A 17,883-nucleotide genomic window follows, 5' to 3' on the forward strand; every position below is an offset into this window, starting at 1 on the left:
GGTTTTGCGACGGTTTGGGGCTAGGGCCGTAATCGAAATCACCGGTCGGGCATCCGTCATCCGATCGACGGAGATCGCTTGGAGCCGTCACCGTTTCCGGTCGCTCCGCCCGGCGGTCCGGTCAACCGTCGGCGTAGTGACGTGGTCGCCAGCGTCAGCGCGAGGGCCACCAGTAGACCGGAGGTGACGATGAGGATGATCGCGGTCCGCTGCGCCGAACTCAATCCGTCGTCCGGGCCCGAACCTCTGGTCGAACCGGTGAGGACGCCCTGCGAGCCGGTCGGCTGGGGCACCCCGGCCACCGGGGTCAGCGCGGCGGCGGCGGTGATCCGGAAGCTCATCTGCACCCGGCGGCTCTCGCCGTGGCGCGGGTCGAGCTGGCCGACCGCACCACCGGAGAGCGGTGCCCGCCGCTGTGCCTCCGGCGTCGCGACCACCGGCAGCCGTACGACGGCCGTTCGGCCGGCGGCCACCGTTCCCGCCTCGCACCGGGTGCGTCCGGTGGCCGGCTGGAACGTGCAGCCGTCCGGTGGTTCGGGCACGCCCACCCCGTCGGGCAGGACCACCTCGACCAGGCCGGCCGCGTCCACCGCGCCGGTGTTACCGAGCCGCACCTCCAGGGTGCTCGGCCCGCCGCCGATGTCGAAGGCCACCTCGTCGGTCTCCAGGGCGATGCCGGGCACCGGCGGGCCGGGCGGGAAGAGGACCGCGAAGCCCTCGTCGTCGCGGACCGGAGCGGCCTCGCCCGGGGCGGTCGCGGTGACCGTCACCGCGCCGCTGAGCGGCATCTGCCGCCAGGCGTCCCCGCTGACCCGGATCCGGATCAGGCTGCTGAACCGCGCGCCGGGCGCGGTCGTCCACGCACCGCACCGGTAGCTGCGGTCACCGGCCGGCGCGCAACCCGGCGTGCCGGCGTCGCTGACCCCCGCCGGCAGGGTGTACGCCAGGCTGAGCTGGCCGGTCACCCCGCCGGTGTTGGTCACGGTGACCCGGAGGGCGGCCCTGGTGCTCGCCGCGTTCCAGTATCCGGCGGTCAGGTGGACGTCCCCGGTGGTGACCTGGACGCCGAGCCGGGTGGGGGCCGGCTGGCCCGGGGCGGACGTCGTCGGCAGGGAGTGGGTCGGCAGTGGCGGCCGGGGCGTCGAGGTGCGGGTGACAGTGGGCAGTGGTCCGGCAGTGGTCACCGTGGGTAGCGGATCGGGTGCGGCGGTGGTGGTGGGCGATGGGGTCCCGCCCGGCGGTTCCTCGGTCGGCGGCGCGGTGGTGGGCGCCGGGTCCGTCGGGGTGGGCGGGTCCGTCGGCGGCTCCGGATCGCCGTCCTCCCCCGGCTCGGTGACCGGCGCGTACGCCTGTCCGGCAGCGACCGGCGCGGCGGTGGCCAGGCCCGGGGACACGGCTGCTGCGCCTGCTCCGCCGACGGCGAGCGAGACCGACAACAGGGACACCACCCATCGGTCCCGGAGACGCTCACCGGGGCGTACGTCGGGGCGCGTCATCTCTCCTCCGGTCACAATGGGTGAGGGTTCATTATTCGGTAACAGTTGTCGCATGACACTCGTCCCCGGGGAAACAGTTGCGTAACGGGTTCGGGCCGGTGGGCGGCCGGTAGGCTGTCGGATCATGGGCGGATACCTGGGCTCGTACGCGACGCTCGGGCTGTTGCTGGCCGCGAGTGTCCTCTTCTTCGTAGTGGCGTTCTCAGCCAATCGGGTGTTACGTCCCGCCCGTCCGGCCGATCCACCAGGCAAGCGCGCCAGCTATGAGTGCGGCCTCGACCCGGTGGGCGGCGACTGGGCGCAGATGCAGATCCGCTACTACGTCTACGCCTACCTGTACGTGCTCTTCGCCGTCGAGGCGGTCTTCCTCTTCCCCTGGGCGGTCGTCTTCGACCGGCCCGGATTCGGCCTGGTCACCGTCGCCGAGATGGGCATCTTCGTGGCCGTGCTCGCGCTCGGCATCCTCTACGCCTGGCGGCGGAACATCCTGCGCTGGACCTGACCGGCGACGGTCGCGCCCGACCTGTCCGGCGACGGCCGACGCGTGCGGTTCAGGCCCGAAGCGTCCGGCTCAGGCCAGGCCGCGTCGGGTGAGGGTGGGCGCGCGGTCCCCCCGGATCGAGGCCACCATGTCCAGCACCCGCCGGGTCTGCCGCACCTGGTGCGCCCGGAACACCCGCGCGCCCAGCCAGGCCGACACGGCGGTGGCGGCGAGCGTCCCCTCCAGCCGTTCGGCCACCGGCAGGTCGAGGGTCTCGCCGACGAAGTCCTTGTTCGACAGGGCGACCAGCAGTGGCCATCCGGTCTCGGCCAGTTCGCCGAGCCGCCGGGTGATCTCCAGCGAGTGACGGGTGTTCTTGCCGAAGTCGTGCGCCGGGTCGATGAGGATGCCGTCGGCGCGCACCCCGAGCGCCACCGCCCGGTCGGCCAGCCCGGTCACCGTGGTCAGCACGTCCGCCACCACGTCGTCGAAGGCGGCCCGGTGCGGCCGGGTGCGCGGCGCCAGCCCGCCGGCGTGCGAGCACACCAGCCCCGCGCCGGTCTCGGCGGCGACCCGGGCCAACGCCGGGTCCGCACCGGACCAGGTGTCGTTGAGCAGGTCCGCCCCGGCCGTGACCGCCTCCACCGCGACCTCGGCCCGCCAGGTGTCGATCGAGATGACCACCTCGGGGAAGGCGGCCCGGACCGCGGCGATGGTGTCGACCGTACGGCGGATCTCCTCGGCGACGTCCACCTCGTCGCCGGGGCCGGCCTTCACCCCGCCGATGTCGATGATCTCGGCGCCCTCCGACACCGCTCGCTCCACGGCCCGCAGGGCGCTGTCGGCGGCGTAGGTGGCCCCCCGGTCGAAGAACGAGTCCGGGGTGCGGTTGACGATCGCCATCACCACCAGCTCGCCCGGGGCGAACGTACGCGCACCGAGCCGCAGCGTCCTGGCCATGTCGCCTCCCGAACCCCGTCCGTAACCGACCGTCTGCGACGCTAGCCGGTCCGCCGGCACCCGCGTGCCCCGGTCCACCGACCGGGCCGGTCGGCGGCACGATGTGGTCCGGGGGTCGCCCGACGGCGATCGTCATGCCACGATCTGTGCATGGGTCAGCTTCTGCTCCTGCTGGTCGTGGCGTTGACCGTCGCGGCGGTGGTGTTCGGTGTGACAGTTCTGGTCACCGGTCGTGATCCGGGCCTGGTCCCGGCCGAGCCGGACGGTCGGGCGGTGCCGCTGCCCGGCGGTCGTCCGCTCGCCGAGTCGGACATCGGCACGGTTCGTTTCGACACCGCCCTGCGGGGGTACCGGATGGACCAGGTCGACCAGGCGCTGCGCCGGGCGGCCTACGACATCGGGTACAAGTCCGAGTTGATCGGGGTGCTGGAAGCGGAGGTCGTCGCCTTGCGGGAGGGACGTACGGCCGAGGCCGACGAACTGCGGGACACCCGACTGGCCTCCCTGACCGGTGCCCCGGTCGCCGCCGGCGGCACCCCGCCCGCCGGTCCCGTGCCGGCCGACACGGACTCCCCGGCTGACGCTGCCACCACCCCCGACGTCGCCGGGGACGCTGGCGAAGGCACGGAGGGGGCCGGCGACACGGGCGACGGCGGAGCGGACCTCCGACCGGCCGGCCAACCCGACGCGGTCGTCCGGTCGGAGTCGGCGTGAGCGCACCGGGAGGCTCGGAGGAACTGCGGGAGGCGGCCCAGCCCGGCGCCGGGGAGGTCACCGCGACGGTGATCGTCGACGCGCCCGCCGAGCGGGTGTTCGCCGCCTTCACCGCGTGGGAACGCCAGTCGGACTGGATTCCGTTCACCAGGGTCCGCGTCGTCGAGGGGGACGGCGGCGAGGGGAGCCTGATCGAGGCGGTCACCGCGATCGGGCCCGCCGCGCTCCGCGACGAGATGCGGGTGGTCCGGGTCGACGCGCCGTACGAGGTGGGCGTGGTCCACTGCGGGCGGCTGCTGCGCGGCCCGGGCGTGCTGCGCTGCACCCCGATGGAGGGCGGCCGGACCCAGGTGGTGTGGCACGAGTGGTTCCACCTGCCCGGTGGCGCGGCCGGGCGGGTCGCCTGGCCGGTGCTCTGGCCCGGCTCGAAGGTCAGCCTGACCGGGGCCCTGCGGAAGTTCGGCCGGCTCGTCGAACAGGGCCGCCTGCCCTGACCGGGGCCCGGTGGACGTCGGCGGCGGCCAGGAGCCGCCGGTGGCGCCGGGATGCCGGCCAGGGAGGGGGGTTGTGGGCGGCATGTTCTCTACCCTCGTACACCCTCGACCCCCCCCGGAGCCGTCATGACGAGGCGGACGTCAGTCGGTCAACCTCTCTAGCACCCGCCGCTGCAGGTCCGGCGGAAAGTTGACGGAGAAGGCGGTGCTGCGCGGTGCTTTGTCTCCGATGGGCAGTAGGCAGTCCAGCACTTCGACCGCACCGCGTGCCGCGCTGCGTTCCGCGTCCGAATAGAACACGACGCCGGCCGGGATCGGCTGGTCCATGACGGCCACCCGGCCAGTGACCGGATGGCACCGGGTGGACCAGGCCCACAGCAGGTCGCGCATGTCGGTGAGGTCGATGTCGTGGTTGACGACCATCAGCCTGCTGATCCACCAACCGGCGTGAGCGGCGTCCGGAGCCTTACAGACATCGAGGATGCGCCGCGCGAGGTCGGTCGAGGTCAACCCCGTGCGCTGCGCCCAGTCCGGAGAGACGCAGACGGCCAGCAGGGTGCAGGCGCTTTCTGGGACGACCCAGGCTGACATGACTGGCAGGTTGACGCGACGTAACTCCTCCAGCAGGACAGCTGCGATCCCGGGGCCACAGATCGTGTGGTCTTCGTCAACCGGTTTGCCCCCGCAGACGACGGGAAGGATCGGCTCGTCCCGGTGAGTGATCGCGGTGACGTGGTAAACGGGGCGCTGTTTGCGTACATTCGGCAGATATCCGTGGTATTCGCCAGTAGGCCCCTCAAGCCATGTCTCGTCGTTGGCCAAATAGCCCTCGATGACCAGCTCGGCATTTGCGGGAACCTCGAGATCCACGGTCTTGCAGCGGACGGTCTTCATCGGCTCGCCGAACAGTCCACCGAGGAAACCTGCTTCGTCCACCCCGTCGGGCAGCGGCATACCGCCAACGAACATCGCGCTTGGCTCGGGGCCCTGAACAAGTGCGAACGGCATCGGCTCACCGCGTTGCTGCCACATCCGACGGATCACGTTGTTGTGCTGGCTGGCACTGACGATGCCGGTCATCCGCTTGCCGTCGATCAGCATCGCCCGGGCGACCGACCAGTTCGTCCATTTCCGGTCCGGGCTGGCGACCACGAAGATGCCTATGGTGTTGACATAGGGGCCACCGTCTCCTACATGCAGCAGCGGGTTCGGCAGTTTCGTCAGGTCCGCCGCGTCGCCGACCAGCACATTCTCATGGCACGGCGCGTCGTCCACGACAACTGGTGCGATGGGCTCCCGGTGCATCGCCGCAGCGAGTACTTCGACGATGCGTCCGCCGGGGGTCGTCGGAGGCAGCCCGAGTGCGATCGCTACCCGGGCCATCCGGGTTTCGGCGGAGGAACTGTAAGCGAGGGGCGCCCCCGCCATGCGATACCCGCTGTGTCCGCGAATGTTGGTGAACAGCGGAACCGGCGCGCACACCTCGCTGCTGTGGCGTGTGACCGCGCCGATTTCGAACGCGGTGTCCACCTCCCACTCGATCCTCCGCAGGTCTCCGAGCTCATCCAGACGACTCAGGTATTCACGAAAGCTCTGGGGGCGGTCTTTAGGGAATGGGGGCTCATCCATGGCGGGTTCTCCGGTCATCTCGGTCTCCGGCAATTGGGCGGAAATGCTCGACAGCGACGTCAAACAGATTGTGGCGCGAGCGGTTCCCGCCGATCCGACCGATCTTGTCGTCGCGGAGGCGTTGCGGCCAGGCCGGGATCCAGCTCCAGCGTCACCGCAAGCTGCCGGAGGTCGGCCACCCCGTCCCCGCCGGCACCGGACCTGTTGACCCACACACCGAGGAGACCGGCTGCGTCGGCAGCAGCTGCGTCTCCAAGCTTGTTGTCGCCCACATACGCGGTCACAGCCGGTGGGTACCCCAACGCCGCGCAGCCCGTGTGGAAGATGCGGGGGTGCGGTTTCGACACGCCCGCGGCGTCGACGCCGACAACACAGTTGAACCGGGAGAGAAGGCCGACCCGCTGGAGCTTGACCCGCGAAAATGCGGTGTCGCTGTTGCTCACGATTCCCAGGGGCACGTTGCCCAGCGCGGCGAGCCCATCAAGGACATCGGGAAAAAGCCGCAGCGATGCTTCGTAACGCTCGCGATAGCCCAGGAACCAGCGGTACGGATCACCCGTCGAGCGCACTTTCATCCAGGCGATCATGTCCTTTGCGAGCGAGCGCGCCTGTCCCACATAGTCGGTTCGGCCGGCGAGGAAGCGGTTGAAGTGGAACTCCTGCAGCTCCCCGAACCTGGCCGCTGCAACCTCGATATCAATCTCTACCCCAAGAGAGCGGAGGTAACTGACGATCCCATCGTGCTCCGCACCTGCGTAGTCGATGAGCGTGTCGTCGACATCAAACAGCACTGCTCTTATCGTGCGCACGAGCCCTCCTCGTGTGGCGACGTTGCCTTGTGGAGCGGACGTCAGGCCCGCGAGAAGGTCTTCGTAGGGGTCACCCGCACCAAGACCCGCGTCTCGTCCGGTTGGGGGACCCAGTGCGTGCCGCGGTAGGCGAGCGACAGTTCGTCGATCAGCTCCATCGCACCCTCGGGCGACATCGAGGCGGTGCCGCGTACTTCGATGTAGCTACCCGGGACCTCCGGATCCCACGCCAGAAGGCTGACCCGGGGGTTGATCAGCATGTAGCGGACCTTCAGCCGGTTCGCCGCTGTGGAGAACAGGACTTCGCCATCGTCGAATTTGACCCACAGGGGACTGGACTGCGGCTGCCCGGCCGGGCTCACTGTAGAAAGCGACGCGATGACCGGGGCCCGGAACAGGCGGGCCATTTTTTCCAGATGCGAGGAAACTATCGTAAGGCTGCTGTTCTTGAGGCTGGTGTCACCCATGAGAAGCTCCTCGTGCCTTTAGGTGCGCAAGGGTGGCAACGTGCCCGTCTGGCCGTCAAGCACAGTGGGCAGTGACCCGTGTTCCGGGCAGGCGCCCACGGTCTCGACCATCTGCGCCCAGGCCAGCTTCCATGCGGCAGCACGAGCCTGCCTCACCATCGTCAGGGTCGCAACGTCCAAAGTCGACAACTCCTATGTGGTGGTCGAACCGGGCCGTGGGATCGTGTAGCCCACCGCCTTCTGTGACGGGCGATTCCGACCTAGATCAGCACAAATTGTGCCGGACTACCATTTTTCGATCCAGTATCGGCGGATTCATCAAGTAACTGGGAATGCAACCATTGTCGGAGTCCTCGGGTATTGATGCCTGCCCGGCGGGGCGCCTGCCTTACCGTTTCCGTACGTACCGAACACAGCGCGCCTTCCGGCGTCGTCGACGTGACCCTGAGCGTTGCCCCTGCGGCAACGCGATGCGCGTGCGCATGGCGAAACCGCGGAAGCGTAGCGAACCGGCAAGGAGCGTTTTATGGCACGGGTCCCGAACGACTCATTCGACGCAGAGTGCGCGTGGCTGATTCTGCGCGAGGCATGCTCGACGAATCACGTCAGCATCTCCGGTGGGGAGTTGATCCGCCTCGGTGAGAACGCGGTTTTCTGGCTTTCCTCGCGAACTGTGGTGGCGCGAGTCGGGCGGGGGGACGCGCGCGCGGCAGAGGCCGAGCGAGAGATCAAGGTCGCCAGATGGCTGGCCGGGGCGTCGGTTCCCACGGTTCGTCCGCTTGAGATAGCTCAGCCACTGCGTGTCGGCGACCATTTCGTGACGCTGTGGGAGTCGGTGGGAGACGAGATCAGCTACGGCACCCCGGCGGAGTTGGCGTCCCTGCTCCGGCAGTTGCACGCCCTGGAACCGCCTGCCGACGTCACGTTGCCGCGTGCGGACCCGTTCCGCCGAGCGCGTTGCTGTCTCGCGAACGCGACGGCGCTGGACAACGAGGACAAGCTGTTCATCGGTGCTCTGCTGGACCGTCTGGCGAACAGGTACACAGGGCTGACGTTCGCACTCCGGCCGGGTGTCGTCCATGGCGACGCGAATGTGTGCAACGTCTTCCGGGATCGCCGTGGCAGGCCGGTGCTGGGCGATCTGGACACCGTGGCGGTGGGGCCGCGCGAGTTGGATCTCGTACCCGCCGCGCTCTACTACGACCGGCTCGGATGGCACTCGGTCAGCGAGTATCGGGAGTTCGCGAACAGCTACGGCTTCGACGTGCTCGACTGGCCCGGTTACGACCTGATGGCGGATGCCCTTGAAGCCGAGATGGTCACCTGGCTTGCGCAGAATGCGGGGCAGGACGAAAGAGCGGGGCAGGAGCTCGTCAACAGAGTCAGGACGTTGCGCACGGGCTCCTCGCGAGCGCTGTGGGTGCCATTTCTCTGGCACCAGGATGGCTGAGGTGGGATTGGGCCTCCCGGTGCCGGCGCTCACGGAACTTGGCCACCGCCGTCTTGTCGGAAGCCTCGCCCTACGTCGACCCTCGCCCTGCCGCACCGTTCGTGACCGCGCCGTGACGACGATTAGATTCGTTGACAGGCCACACGACCGCCGGTACAACTGACCAGCAGCGATGCTGGCCGGCAGGAAGGCCAAGCGAGCACCAGCTCTCGGAGCATGCCTGGAGCCTGACGTCGCGGTGCGGGCGCGGGCTTCGGTGCAGCGGATGATAGAGATCGGCACCCCAGGGGGCGGCGAGTGAGCGCTGTGTCTGCCGGAAAAGGACAAGGATACTGAGTTGCGTCAGCTCATGCCACGGCCTGACCCTGATGCGCTGTTGCCGGTCGCGCATGACGCCATCGACAAGGCAGTCGACTATGTCCTGACGAATCCCTTCACCGCTGTTCGGCAGAAGGACGCCCACGAGATCGTGACGGACGTCGACGTCGCCGTCGAACGCCTCGTGCACGCCGCGTTGTCCCAGGGCGTCACAGGGATCGGCTTTCTCGGCGAGGAGACCGGCGCAGTGGGTGACCCCGACACCTACTGGGTGCTCGACCCCATCGACGGCACCACCAATTTCAGTCACGGTTTGCCGCTGAGCTCGATCTCGCTTGGCCTGGTGCACGACGGCTTCCCGATTCTCGGCGTGATCGCAGTCCCGTTCCTCGCGCGTCGGTACTGGGCCACGCGTGCTGGCGGTGCCTTTCGCGACGGTGCGCGTCTACAGGTTTCCGCGACGGCCGATTTGTCCAAGGCGTTGGTTGCGCTCACCGATTACGGCGGACCCCAGCCGGAGATCGGTGATCTGTTGTGCCGGGAGCTGGATCGCGAGTTGACCACTCGCGCCCAGGGGCTGCGCCGGTTGGGCTCGACGGCCATCGAACTGGCCTTCGTCGCAGAAGGTTCTCTCGATGCCAGCATCAGCATCTGGAACGGAACATGGGACACCGCGGCTGGCGCCGTCATCGCGCACGAAGCAGGTGCGGTCGTCATGGATGCTGACGGAAGCCCACACTCAACTCGATCACGGTGCGCCATTGCGGTTACCCCGGCACTGCGTGGTGCCATGTTGTCGGTTCTCGAGATCGTGCGCGGCACCCGCTACTGGCCGGTCGAGGCTGAGGACGTTTCGGCGCGCGATGGCGGAATTGCCTGATCGAAGGGACAGCCCTGCGGGCCGAGGCAACGGTCCGGAGCAGGGTGACCTACGGTGGATGCCGTGAACGACCTGGTGACCGGTGCCGACGGGCTGGCCCGCTGCGGTTGGGGTGCCAGCACCCCGGACTACGCGGCCTACCACGACGGGGAGTGGGGCCGACCGCTGCGCGGTGACGACGCGCTCTACGAGCGGATCACGCTGGAGGCGTTCCAGTCCGGCCTCTCCTGGCTGACCATCCTGCGCAAGCGCGCGGCGTTCCGGCGGGCCTTCGACGACTTCCGGATCACCACCGTCGCCGGCTACGGCGAGGCCGACGTGACCCGACTCCTCGGCGACGCGGGCATCGTCCGCAACCGGGCCAAGATCGAGGCGGCGATCGCCAACGCGCGGGCCGCGCTCGATCTGCCCGAGGGGCTCTCCGCGCTGCTCTGGTCCTTCGCCCCGCCCGCGCGGGCGATCCGGCCCGGCCGGCTGGCCGACGTGCCGGCGGTGACGCCGGAGTCGACCGCGCTGGCCAGGGCGCTCAAGAAGCGCGGCTTCCGCTTCGTCGGGCCGACCACCGCGTACGCGCTGATGCAGGCCACCGGCATGGTCGACGACCACCTCGCCGGCTGTCACGTCGTCCTCGTCCCTACGCCGTGATGGGATGGCGGACATGACCGACACCGACCGCGCCTGGGCGGTGCTGCTCCCCGCCGACCGGTACGACGCCGAGCGGCTGGTCCACCACGACACGCTGGAGCTGACCGGGCTGGAGACCGAGCACCGGCCGGTCCCCGGCGACCGGGTCGCGGTGGTCGTCGACGGGGAACCGCCGTCGCTGGTCGCACTCGGCCGCATCGAGTCCGGCGTGGGAACCGAACCGGATCCGGACGACCCCGGCGCCGACGACGCGGAGACCCCGCTGGTGGTGACGTACACCCGGCGGGTCTTCGACGAGCCGTCACCGGTCGACGGGCTGGTGCTCGACGGCCCGGTCACCCCGCTCGCCGTCGACCGTTGGCGTGGCCTGGCCGACCGGCTCGGGCCACCGCCGCCCCGGCAGACCTGGCTGGTCAGCCTGGATCTGCCGATCGAGGCGGCGAACCCGGCCGAGGCGGTGCGGATCTTCTGGTCGTACGTCCACGAGCTGGGGCCCCGGGAACTACCCGCGTACGTCTCGCCCAGCGGGGACGAACTGGCCATGCAGGCGTTCGTGCTGGGCGCCGAGGCCAACCAGGACCCGGAGGAGGACGACTAGCGGCCTCCGGCGCGGGTAACGGGTCGGCGAGAAGCCGGCGTGCCGCCGGCTTTCCCGTACGCGGCCCGCGAAACGAACGCGTGGCGCGGGAGAGGGGCGCCGATGCGTTTCCAGGACAGGGTCGTCTTCGTCACCGGTGGTGCGTCCGGGCTGGGGGCCGCCGCCGCGCGCCGGTTTGCGGCCGAGGGGGCCCGCGTGGTGATCGCGGACATCGACACCGAGGGCGCCACGCGGGTCGCCGCCGAGCTGCCGGACGCCCTGCCGGTGACCGTCGACACCGGTGACGCCGCCTCGGTCGAGCAGGGCGTCGCCGAGGCGGTTCAGCGGTACGGCCGGATCGACGTGATCTTCAACAACGCCGGGATCGACGGAAAGCAGCAGCCGCTGCACGAGATGGACCTGGACAACTGGGAGCGGGTCCGGCGGATCAACGGCGACGGCGTCTTCCACGTGCTCAAGTACGGCATCGAGGCGATGCTGCGCGGTGGTGGCGGAGCGATCGTGAACACCTCGTCCACCACCGCGTTGGCCGCCCAGGAGAACATCTCGCCGTACACCTTCAGCAAGGCCGGGATCGTCGGGCTGACCCGGTCGGCGGCCGTCGAGTACGCGGCGCGCGGCATCCGGGTCAACGCGGTCGCCCCGACCGTGGTGATGACCCCGCTGGTCGAGCGCTTCATCGAGAACGCTCCGGACCCGGCGCAGATGCGCCGGCAGATGGAGTCGTTCAACCCGAAGCCCGGCATCCCCACCCCGGAGGACGTCGCCGGGGTGGTCGCGTTCCTCGCCTCCGACGAGGCCGCCTGGATCACCGGTCACACCGTCCCGATCGACGGCGGTTACGTCGCCCGCTGAGCCCGTGATCCACTCCGGTTGCGGCAAGTCGGGGCGTCCCGCGTCAGGATGAGCCCGACTTGCCGCGATCCGTGACCGCCCGACGGGGTGCGCGGGAGGCTCAGCGCCCCTCGTAGACCGGCTGCTCCTTGCGGATGAAGGCGCGGGTGGCGGCGCGGTGGTCGGCGGTGCCCCCGCAGATCGTCTGCGCCTGCGCCTCGGCGGCCAACGCGTCGGCGAGGGTGCCCGCGTCGGCGATGGAGAGCTGGCGCTTGATCGCCCCGTACGCGACGGTCGGGCCGGCGGCCAGCCGGGCGGCCAGCTCCTGGGCGGTCGGCAGCACCTGCTCGTCGTCCGCCACGAGCTGGTTGAGCAGCCCCAGCTGGCGGGCCTCCTCGGCACCCACCGGCTCGGCCAGCATCAGCAGCTCGACCGCCTTGGCGTGACCGACCAGCCGGGGCAGCGTCCAGGACGCGCCGGTGTCGGCGGCCAGCCCCACCTTGGCGAAGGCCATCAGGAACTTGGTCCTCGGCCCGCCGATCCGGATGTCGGCGAGGAAGGCCAGCGACGCCCCGGCCCCGGCGGCCATGCCGCGTACCGCCGCGACCACCGGCTTGGGCAGGTTGGCCAGCCGGGCGGCGATCGGGTTGTAGTGCGCGCCGACGGTGGCCAGCGGGTCGCCCTTGGTCGACTCCAGGGTCTCCACGTGCTCGCGCAGGTCCTGGCCGGCGCTGAACTGTCCGCCCGCCCCGGCGAGCACCACCGCCCGGCAGGTCCGGTCGGTCTCCAGCTCGGCCAGGGTGTCCCGCAGGGCCTCCTTGAGCGCGACGTCGAGCGCGTTCATGGCCGTCGGGCGGTTCAGCGTCAGGGTGACGACGGCGTCGGTGCGGTCGACCAGGAGCGGCTCGGTCACGTGTCTAACGACCCTTCTGTCGTACGGCGCGGTTGCCCAGGTCGAGGCACTGCTCCACGTACCGGTCGGCGGCCGGGCGGAGCCGGGCCGCGTGTCGGTCGAAGAAGCTGGCGGCGCTGGTGCCGGGCCAGCGCTCGGGAAGCAGGGCCGGGGGCAACTGCGGATCCTTGAACAGGAAGGTACGCCACGCGTGCACCAGTCGGAATCGTGCCGCGTACGCCTCCTCGTCACCGCTGCGGGCGGTGACCGTGGCCAGCAGCGGACGCTGTTCGGCGACGAAGTCCTCGTACGCCCGGCCGATCTCGGCGAGGTCCCAGGCGCGACGGACCATGGCCACCGCGCCCGGCGTGCCGGCGGTGTGGGCAGCGGTGAAGCGCTCGTACCGGACGCCGGCCTCGGTCAGCACGACGTCGGCGTCCTCGGCGGCCCGGGTGGCGACCCAAACCTGTTCGTCGAGGGTGCCGTACCCGAGGAAGCGCAGGGTGGTGGCGAGCCGTTGCCGCTCCCGGCGACCGCTCGGCGCGTCGAGCACGATCAGGTCGAACCGGCCGTCCCAGCCGGTCCGGGCGGTGCGGTAGATCCGGGACGCCGCCTCGTCGAGTCGGCGGGCCGCCTTCGGGGTGATCACGTAGCCCGGTCCGGAGGCGAGCCGGATCGGGTCCAGCCAGCCCTGTCGCACCATCCGGGAGACCGCGGTACGCACGGCGGGGGGTGCGATACCGAGCGGCGCGAGCAGTTTGACCAGGGCGGCGACCGGTGCCCGGCCGCCCCGGGGACGGAGGTGGTCGCCGTACAGGTCGAAGAGTGCCGACCGTGCCTGCATGACCGCACATTGTGACAGGCCTACTCGGGATATGCTAGACGCTGTTACACCAATGCTGCTTCGGTTTGGGTCCGGCGGTGTTCATCAGGGAAAATCGTTGGTCAGCACCGCGCGTCGGCGCGTGGTGGGTTTAACGCGAAGTGGCTGTGGGGCAACCCACCGACCCTGGTGTAGGTCTGAGGGGAGACAACATGGCGGCGATGAAGCCGCGGACGGGCGACGGTCCGCTGGAGGTCACCAAGGAGGGCCGGGGCATCGTCATGCGGGTTCCGCTGGAGGGTGGTGGCCGGCTCGTCGTCGAGATGACTCCCGACGAGGCCAACGCGCTCGGTGACGCGTTGAAGGCAGCCGCCGGCTGATGGAGGAGTGGCCCGGGCGGCGTCCGCCGCCCGGGTGGTCCGGAGGAACCTGAGCCACCGGTACACCGGTGGCTCAGGCTCTTCGTGTCCTGAGAATCCCTGGAGGTACGGCAAAGCGTGCTGGACATCCGCCTGGTGACCGGTCCCGACCGGTTCGACACCCTCGTCCTACCTGTCCGAAGCGTCGAGGGGACGGACGCCCCGGCGGCGCTGGTCCCGACGGCGGCGACACTCTCCGACGACCTGGTCGCGGAGGCCACCGCGCTGGTGTCGGCGGCGGCACTGACCGGGGCCGCCGGTGAGACCCGTCTCCACCTGCGCCCCATGTCCACCCCCGTACGGCTGCTGCTGCTCGGCGTGGGCGACGGCGACGAAACCGGTTGGCGGGCCGCCGGAGCGGCGCTGGTCCGTGCCCTCGCGAAGGAGAGCACCGCCACCGTGGCCCTGCCGGCCGGCGCGCCGCCCGAGGCGGTACGCGGCCTGACCGAGGGGGCGCTGCTGGCGTCCTACCGGTTCCGGATGACCGACACCGGGTCGACCCCGGCGTTGACCGGACTGGAGATCGCGGTCGCCGAGCCGGAGCGGTACGCCGCCGCGCTCGACACGGCCCGCACCACCGCCCGGATGACCTGTTTCGCCCGGGACCTGACCAACATGCCGTCGTCCGTGAAGAACCCGGAGTGGTTCGCCGGCCAGGTCGCCGGGCTCGCCGCCGACCTGCCCGAGGTCGACCTGCGGGTCTGGCAGCCCGACGAACTCGCCGAGGCGGGCTTCGGCGGCATCCTCGCCGTCGGTGGCGGCTCGGCCAAGGGACCCCGCCTCGTCGAGCTGGGCTGGCACCCGGCCGGCGCGACGACCCACGTGGTGCTGGTCGGCAAGGGGATCACCTTCGACACCGGCGGCATCTCGATCAAGCCGTTGTCCGGCATGAAGCTGATGCGCAAGGACATGGCGGGGGCCGCCGCCGTGGTCGCCGCCACCCTCGGGGCCGCCGCGCTGCGCCTTCCCGTCCGGGTCACCGCGCTCGCGCCGCTGGCCGAGAACATGGTCTCCGGCTCGGCCTTCCGCCCGGGTGACGTGATCCAGCACTACGGCGGGCTGACCAGCGAGTCCACCAACTCCGACGCCGAGGGGCGGCTGGTGCTCGCCGACGCGCTCGCGTACGCGGCCCACCGGCTCGCCCCCGACGTGCTGGTCGACCTGGCCACGCTCACCGGGGCCAACTCGATCGCGCTGGGCTCGCGGACCGCCGCGCTCTACACGGAGAACGACGAGCTGGCCGAGGCACTGGTCGCCACTGCCGCCGACGCGGGCGAGCGGTCCTGGCGGATGCCGTTGGTGGGCGACTACGTCGAGTACCTCGGCAGCGACCTGGCCGACTACTACAGCGCCCCGAACCGGGGCGCGGGCTCCGTGGTCGCCGCCCTGTACCTGCGGGAGTTCACCGGCGACCTGCGGGACCGCTGGGTGCACTTCGACATGTCCGCGCCCGCCTGGTCGTCCGACGCCAACGGCGAACTCGCCAAGGGTGCCACCGGCTGGGGCGTCCGGGGCCTGCTCCGCTGGCTGGCGACGCTGGCCTGAGTCGTCGGCTCCGTTCTGGGTGGTTGCAGGGGGCCCTTCCTACCGTTTCTTGATGAGGAGGGGACCCCTGCAGGCACCTGGAGCCGGCGGTACTCGGAGCCGGCGGTACCCCGAACGGGCGGTACTCGGAGCCGGCGGTGGGAGGGGGCTCGGTGGGCGGGCTGGTCAGCAGCGGATGGCGGCCAGCAGGCCGTGGCCGACCGGGAGCAGGGCGGGCACCCACTCGTCCGATTCCCGGAGCGCCTTGATGGCCTCGCGCAGGGTCACCGTCTCGAAATCACGGGCGGCCGGGTCGCCGATCCGCCCGCCGGCCAGCGCGCCGTTGACGGCGAGCACCCCGCCCGGGCGGAGCAGCCGCAGCGCGGCGTCCACACAGGCGCTCACGCCGGTCACCTCGGCGTCGACGAACACCAGGTCGTACACGCCGTCGGCGAGGCGGGGCAGCACGTCCAGGGCGCGGCCGGTGATGATCCGGGTACGCCCGGAGGGGAAGCCCGCCTCGGCGAAGATCCGGCGGGCGATGCGCTGGTGCTCGATCTCCACGTCGATCGTGGTGAGCACGCCGTCGGCCCGCATGCCGCGCAGCAGCCAGATGCCGCTGACCCCGGTGCCGGTGCCGATCTCCACCACCGCCCGGGCGCTGCCGGCGGCGGCGAGCAGCCGCAGGGCGGCACCGGTCCCGGTGGTCACCGTGTCGACGCCCACCTCCTCGGCGAGACTGCGGGCGGTGCGCAGGACGAGGTCCTCGGCGACGTACGACTCGGCGAACTGCAGGGCCTGCGCCGTCGAACTGCCGGAACTGGCGGCCGTGGCGATGGGGCACCTCCGGGGGCGGCGGGAGTGGAGCGGGGCGGGTTCGCGGTATGAGCCTAGAGGCGACGGTCGAGGGGCGCAGCCACGCGGTCGGTCGGTGTGGTGTTCGCCGGTACGACCGCCGACCCGGGGCCGGGCATCCGTGCAATCCTGGATGGTGATCCCGTCCGTCGCGGCCGGGCCGGTGCCGCCGGCCCGCCCCCGGCGGACGGGGCTCGGGACGGACTGGGAGGCACCGACGTGACCGACGGCTGGGACTGGCGCCGGCCCGCCGCGAACAATTCCGCACCGCCGCAGCCGCCGGTGGCCGGGGGAGCGCCGACGGGCGGTGTGCACGGAGGACCGACGAACGGCCGGGGCGTACCGACCGGCGGAGCGCATCCCGCCACCGGTGCCAGTTCGCCGTGGTGGTCCGACGCGCTCGCCGACCCGTGGCGGGATCCGGCCGCGCCCACCGCTGTGGTGCTGCCGGCCGCACCGGTGCGGGGAACGGAACCGGAGCCGGTGGCCGACCCGGACGCGCCCCGCCGACCGGTGCTGCGTCAGGTGTTGCTGATCGCCGTGGTCGCCGCGTTGCTCGCCGGCACGCTCGGCGGGGCGCTGGGTTACGCGTTCGCGGTGCGCGGCGGCGCGGGCGGGACGGTGCTCGGGGCCCAGCCGCAGGACGCGCCGGTGGCCGCCCAGCGCAAGCCCGACTCCCTGGCCGGGGTCGCCGCGCGGGTGCTGCCCAGCGTGGTCACCGTCCGGGTCGGCGGCGCGGCCGGCACCAGCGAGGGCTCGGGCTTCATCGCCAGCGCCGACGGCCATGTGATCACCAACGACCACGTGATCGCCGGCGGCAACGGCCGGGCGACGGTGATCTTCAACGACGGCTCCTCCGCCCCGGCCAGCGTGGTCGGTCAGGATCCGGAGTCCGACATCGCTGTGATCAAGGTCGCCCGGACCGGGCTGCGGCCGGTGGAGTTCGGCGACTCGGACGCTCTCGCGGTCGGCGACCCGGTGCTCGCCATCGGTTCGCCGCTCTCGCTGGCGAACACGGTCACCGCCGGCATCGTCAGTGCCCTGGACCGGACCATGCGGGCCGGTGAGCCGGGCGGACCGGTGCGCTACTACGCGGCGATCCAGACCGACGCGGCGGTCAACCACGGCAACTCCGGCGGCCCGCTGGTGGACGGCGCGGGGCGGGTCATCGGGGTGAACTCGACGATCAAGTCGCTGGTCTCCGAGGGGCAGGAGGCGGGCAACATCGGTCTCGCCTTCGCGATCCCGATCAACCAGGCCAAGCGCATCACCCAGGACATCATCGGCACCGGTAAGGCCCGTCGTACGGTGATCGGCGCCGAGGTGCCCGGACCGGGCGCGGCCCCCAGCGCCACCGGGGGCGTACGGCTGGTCATGGTCGAGCCCTCCGGGCCGGCGGCCGGGGCCGGGCTCAAGGCCGGGGACGTGATCCTCCGGCTCGCCGGGCGTCCGCTGTCCGAGCCGACCGACCTGATCGCCCTGGTCCGGAAGTTCGCCCCCGGTTCGGTGGTGACGGTGGAGTACCGGCGTGGTTCGTCCCTGGAGACCGCCTCGGTGACGCTGGCCGCAGACGCCAAGTAGGCGGCGGCCACCCC

General features: G+C 71.1%; 19 protein-coding genes. 11 read left to right on the forward strand and 8 right to left on the reverse strand.

The window, feature by feature from the left end; translation table 11 throughout:
• Positions 1–56: 56 nt before the first annotated feature.
• Positions 57–1,496, reverse strand: a complete 1,440-nt coding sequence (locus ACIBJE_RS28415; RefSeq protein WP_396753346.1) for a hypothetical protein — start codon at positions 1,494–1,496, stop codon at positions 57–59.
• Positions 1,497–1,620: 124 nt separating this feature from the next.
• Between ACIBJE_RS28415 and ndhC the strand changes: the two genes are divergently transcribed.
• Entirely contained in the window at positions 1,621–1,998 is a 378-nt protein-coding gene (gene ndhC, locus ACIBJE_RS28420; protein ID WP_088980859.1) for an NADH-quinone oxidoreductase subunit A, read from the forward strand.
• A 69-nt stretch (positions 1,999–2,067) separates the two neighbouring features.
• On the opposite strand, the gene folP is transcribed toward ndhC, so the two are convergent.
• Positions 2,068–2,937, reverse strand: coding sequence for a dihydropteroate synthase (folP, locus tag ACIBJE_RS28425; protein WP_396753347.1), 870 nt, complete (start codon positions 2,935–2,937; stop codon positions 2,068–2,070).
• 150 nt (positions 2,938–3,087) lie between these two features.
• On the opposite strand from folP, the gene ACIBJE_RS28430 reads away from it, so the two are divergent.
• Together ACIBJE_RS28430 and ACIBJE_RS28435 are read left to right on the forward strand one after the other, a co-directional pair.
• Complete coding sequence (locus ACIBJE_RS28430) at positions 3,088–3,651, forward strand: DivIVA domain-containing protein (RefSeq protein ID WP_396753348.1); 564 nt, start codon at positions 3,088–3,090, stop codon at positions 3,649–3,651.
• Positions 3,648–4,145 carry an SRPBCC family protein gene (locus ACIBJE_RS28435; protein ID WP_396753349.1) on the forward strand — a complete coding sequence of 166 codons (498 nt, stop codon included), beginning with the start codon at positions 3,648–3,650 and terminating at the stop codon, positions 4,143–4,145. Before ACIBJE_RS28430 ends, ACIBJE_RS28435 begins: the two co-directional genes overlap by 4 nt.
• A 141-nt stretch (positions 4,146–4,286) precedes the next feature.
• On the opposite strand, the gene ACIBJE_RS28440 is transcribed toward ACIBJE_RS28435, so the two are convergent.
• Genes ACIBJE_RS28440 through ACIBJE_RS28450 form a run of 3 tightly spaced genes read right to left on the reverse strand, consistent with a single transcriptional unit; the run spans position 4,287 to position 7,050 of the window.
• Positions 4,287–5,837: a UbiD family decarboxylase gene (locus ACIBJE_RS28440; protein WP_396753350.1), complete on the reverse strand. Its 1,551-nt coding sequence runs from the start codon at positions 5,835–5,837 to the stop codon at positions 4,287–4,289.
• Entirely contained in the window at positions 5,834–6,583 is a 750-nt protein-coding gene (locus ACIBJE_RS28445) for an HAD family hydrolase (RefSeq protein ID WP_396753351.1), read from the reverse strand. The genes ACIBJE_RS28440 and ACIBJE_RS28445 overlap by 4 nt, the downstream gene beginning before the upstream one ends.
• A gap of 41 nt (positions 6,584–6,624) precedes the next feature.
• Positions 6,625–7,050, reverse strand: a complete 426-nt coding sequence (locus ACIBJE_RS28450; RefSeq protein WP_396753352.1) for a PPOX class F420-dependent oxidoreductase — start codon at positions 7,048–7,050, stop codon at positions 6,625–6,627.
• Between the two features lie 526 nt (positions 7,051–7,576).
• Between ACIBJE_RS28450 and ACIBJE_RS28455 the strand changes: the two genes are divergently transcribed.
• The 5 genes from ACIBJE_RS28455 (at position 7,577) to ACIBJE_RS28475 (ending at position 11,796) form a co-directional block, all read left to right on the forward strand.
• Positions 7,577–8,500: a phosphotransferase enzyme family protein gene (locus ACIBJE_RS28455; protein WP_396753353.1), complete on the forward strand. Its 924-nt coding sequence runs from the start codon at positions 7,577–7,579 to the stop codon at positions 8,498–8,500.
• Positions 8,501–8,837: 337 nt separating this feature from the next.
• Positions 8,838–9,698 (forward strand): inositol monophosphatase family protein, encoded by an 861-nt coding sequence (locus tag ACIBJE_RS28460; protein WP_396753354.1) that lies wholly within the window; start codon positions 8,838–8,840, stop codon positions 9,696–9,698.
• Between the two features lie 63 nt (positions 9,699–9,761).
• On the forward strand, positions 9,762–10,343 hold the full coding sequence (locus ACIBJE_RS28465) for a DNA-3-methyladenine glycosylase I (RefSeq protein ID WP_396753355.1): 582 nt from the start codon (positions 9,762–9,764) through the stop codon (positions 10,341–10,343).
• Positions 10,344–10,347: 4 nt separating this feature from the next.
• Positions 10,348–10,941 (forward strand): hypothetical protein, encoded by a 594-nt coding sequence (locus ACIBJE_RS28470; RefSeq protein WP_396753356.1) that lies wholly within the window; start codon positions 10,348–10,350, stop codon positions 10,939–10,941.
• A gap of 102 nt (positions 10,942–11,043) precedes the next feature.
• Positions 11,044–11,796, forward strand: a complete 753-nt coding sequence (locus ACIBJE_RS28475; protein WP_396753357.1) for an SDR family NAD(P)-dependent oxidoreductase — start codon at positions 11,044–11,046, stop codon at positions 11,794–11,796.
• A 100-nt stretch (positions 11,797–11,896) separates the two neighbouring features.
• Here the strand turns inward: ACIBJE_RS28475 and ACIBJE_RS28480 are convergent, their stop codons facing one another.
• A complete protein-coding gene (locus ACIBJE_RS28480) occupies positions 11,897–12,688 on the reverse strand; it encodes an enoyl-CoA hydratase-related protein (RefSeq protein ID WP_396753358.1) in 792 nt (263 codons plus the stop codon).
• Positions 12,689–12,692: 4 nt separating this feature from the next.
• A complete protein-coding gene (locus tag ACIBJE_RS28485) occupies positions 12,693–13,511 on the reverse strand; it encodes a PaaX family transcriptional regulator C-terminal domain-containing protein (RefSeq protein ID WP_396753359.1) in 819 nt (272 codons plus the stop codon).
• Positions 13,512–13,702: 191 nt separating this feature from the next.
• On the opposite strand from ACIBJE_RS28485, the gene ACIBJE_RS28490 reads away from it, so the two are divergent.
• Positions 13,703–13,870: a DUF3117 domain-containing protein gene (locus ACIBJE_RS28490; RefSeq protein WP_007455245.1), complete on the forward strand. Its 168-nt coding sequence runs from the start codon at positions 13,703–13,705 to the stop codon at positions 13,868–13,870.
• A 117-nt stretch (positions 13,871–13,987) separates the two neighbouring features.
• Positions 13,988–15,454 (forward strand): leucyl aminopeptidase family protein, encoded by a 1,467-nt coding sequence (locus ACIBJE_RS28495; RefSeq protein ID WP_396753360.1) that lies wholly within the window; start codon positions 13,988–13,990, stop codon positions 15,452–15,454.
• Positions 15,455–15,619: 165 nt separating this feature from the next.
• Here ACIBJE_RS28495 and ACIBJE_RS28500 read toward each other — a convergent pair whose 3' ends face one another.
• A complete protein-coding gene (locus ACIBJE_RS28500; protein WP_396753380.1) occupies positions 15,620–16,228 on the reverse strand; it encodes an O-methyltransferase in 609 nt (202 codons plus the stop codon).
• Between the two features lie 264 nt (positions 16,229–16,492).
• On the opposite strand from ACIBJE_RS28500, the gene ACIBJE_RS28505 reads away from it, so the two are divergent.
• Positions 16,493–17,869, forward strand: a complete 1,377-nt coding sequence (locus tag ACIBJE_RS28505; RefSeq protein WP_396753381.1) for a S1C family serine protease — start codon at positions 16,493–16,495, stop codon at positions 17,867–17,869.
• The last annotated feature ends 14 nt before the right edge of the window (positions 17,870–17,883 follow it).

Source organism: Micromonospora sp. NPDC050187, assembly GCF_044459745.1.
Classification (GTDB): Bacteria; Actinomycetota; Actinomycetes; order Mycobacteriales; family Micromonosporaceae; genus Micromonospora.

Excerpts from the sequence above, each read along its gene's own strand:
- ACIBJE_RS28475 (WP_396753357.1), top strand. The coding sequence starts at position 11,044 with ATGCGTTTCCAGGACAGGGTCGTCTTCGTCACCGGTGGTGCGTCCGGG.
- ACIBJE_RS28485 (WP_396753359.1), bottom strand. The coding sequence starts at position 13,511 with ATGCAGGCACGGTCGGCACTCTTCGACCTGTACGGCGACCACCTCCGT.
- folP (WP_396753347.1), bottom strand. The coding sequence starts at position 2,937 with ATGGCCAGGACGCTGCGGCTCGGTGCGCGTACGTTCGCCCCGGGCGAG.
- ACIBJE_RS28470 (WP_396753356.1), top strand. The coding sequence starts at position 10,348 with ATGGCGGACATGACCGACACCGACCGCGCCTGGGCGGTGCTGCTCCCC.
- ACIBJE_RS28455 (WP_396753353.1), top strand. The coding sequence starts at position 7,577 with ATGGCACGGGTCCCGAACGACTCATTCGACGCAGAGTGCGCGTGGCTG.
- ACIBJE_RS28415 (WP_396753346.1), bottom strand. The coding sequence starts at position 1,496 with ATGACGCGCCCCGACGTACGCCCCGGTGAGCGTCTCCGGGACCGATGG.
- ndhC (WP_088980859.1), top strand. The coding sequence starts at position 1,621 with ATGGGCGGATACCTGGGCTCGTACGCGACGCTCGGGCTGTTGCTGGCC.
- ACIBJE_RS28430 (WP_396753348.1), top strand. The coding sequence starts at position 3,088 with ATGGGTCAGCTTCTGCTCCTGCTGGTCGTGGCGTTGACCGTCGCGGCG.
- ACIBJE_RS28450 (WP_396753352.1), bottom strand. The coding sequence starts at position 7,050 with ATGGGTGACACCAGCCTCAAGAACAGCAGCCTTACGATAGTTTCCTCG.
- ACIBJE_RS28490 (WP_007455245.1), top strand. The coding sequence starts at position 13,703 with ATGGCGGCGATGAAGCCGCGGACGGGCGACGGTCCGCTGGAGGTCACC.